Source organism: Streptomyces sp. NPDC049577 (assembly GCF_040675635.1).
Taxonomy (GTDB): domain Bacteria; phylum Actinomycetota; class Actinomycetes; order Streptomycetales; family Streptomycetaceae; genus Streptomyces.
The window spans coordinates 1-1,538 of record NZ_JBFAPH010000618.1; the positions used below are offsets into that span (position 1 = coordinate 1).

1 protein-coding gene is annotated in these 1,538 nt (G+C 74.0%); it reads left to right on the forward strand.

Annotation, left to right across the window (positions count from 1 at the left end):
* The coding region (locus AB0K09_RS33290; RefSeq protein ID WP_366069119.1) for an MXAN_6230/SCO0854 family RING domain-containing protein at positions 1 to 1,515 on the forward strand (1,515 nt) is incomplete at its 5' end.
* Positions 1,516 to 1,538 lie beyond the last annotated feature (23 nt).

Consider the following 1,538-nt stretch of genomic DNA (forward strand, 5'->3'; position numbering starts at 1 on the left):
GCCTTCGGCGCCGCCCTGCTGGAGACGGCCGCCGCGCACCCGGACGCCGTGCGCGTGGACGGTCTCCGGATCCGCCCGGCCACCTGGGCCGGGCGACTGGAACAGGCAGTGGCCGAGGGCGACCTGGGCCGGGCCGCGGCCCTCGCCGGGGAGCGCCCCGGCGAACTGGTGCGCCGTCTGGACGTGCTGCTGCGTCTGCACACGTCCGACGTACTCGAGCCGGAGCTGGAGAAGGCCCTGCTGCGCGGGCTGCCGAAGGTGGGCCCGGGACCACTGCTGTCGGCGCTCGGAGCGCTGCGGGTACGCGCCGAGGACCGCACCGGCCGCCGCCGGGTGTTCTTCCCGCGCGGGGAAGTCACCCGGGCCCTGTCCGTCCCGGAGCGGCGGGCCCCGCTGCCCGCCGGGCTGGTGACGGCGGCGGTCACGATGCTGGAGGCAGAGGTTCTGCGCCGGTACGCCGCCGGGGAGCCGTACGCGCTGTCGGTGCTGGACGCGGGCCTGGCCGACCTCACCGTGCCGTTCACCGAGCGGTCCACCGCGAAGGCCCTGGTGGCAGTACCCCGGGGCAGCATGCAGAGTCTGCCCGGGGGCGCGGTCCTGCGGCTGTTCCTGCACTGGACCGAACCGCAGGGCAACCGCACCGACCTGGACCTGTCGGTCGCGTTCTTCGACGCCGAGTGGCAGTTCACCGGCCTGTGCGACTACACGAACCTGGTGCACGGCGCAAAGGCCGCGGTCCACTCCGGCGACCTCACATCCGCCCCCGCGCCGCAGGGTGCCACCGAATACGTGGACCTCGACCTGGAGCGGCTGGCGGAGCGGGGGGACGTGTATGCCGTCCCGCTGGTCTTCAGTTACAACAACGTGCCGTTCGAGGAGTTGCAGGACGCCTTCGCGGGCTTCATGGAGTTGCCCGCGCAAGGCCCGCGGAACGCCTCCTACGACCCGCGCACGGTCCGCCAGCGCTTCGACCTGGCGGGCGACTCGCAGGTGTGCCTGCCGATGGTCGTGGACTTGGAGCACCGCCGGATGCTGTGGGCGGACACTCATCTGCCGTCCAGGGACGGCTTCCAGAGCATCCGCTCGCACGGCGGCGCCCAGCTGGCCACCGTGGCCCGCGACCTGTGGGAACAGTTCGGCTCCGGCAGCCGGACCTCTCTGTGGGACCTCGCGGTGTGGCGGGCGGCGGCGCGTTCCCCCGAGGTGGCCGTGGTGTGCCGGGAGCCCGGGCCCGCACTGCTGCGTTACCGGCGGCGGCCGGACGAGGACGCGGCCGCGTTCGCCGCCCGGGTGTCGTCCATGCAGGAGAGCGAGGAGCGGCTCCCGCACCCGGACCCCGACGCGGCGGCGGCCGAACTCGCCTCCGGCACACGAGTGTTCCTGGCGACGGTGCACGGGGCCATCGCGCCCGCGCACGCCTCGGGAACCTTCTACCGGCTGTTCCCCGGAGCCGGGGACGCCTCGGAGACCCTGGTCCGTGTGACGGCCGGGGAACTGGTCGCCGAGCTCGGGTGATGGTTCGCCGTCGACAGGCCGGT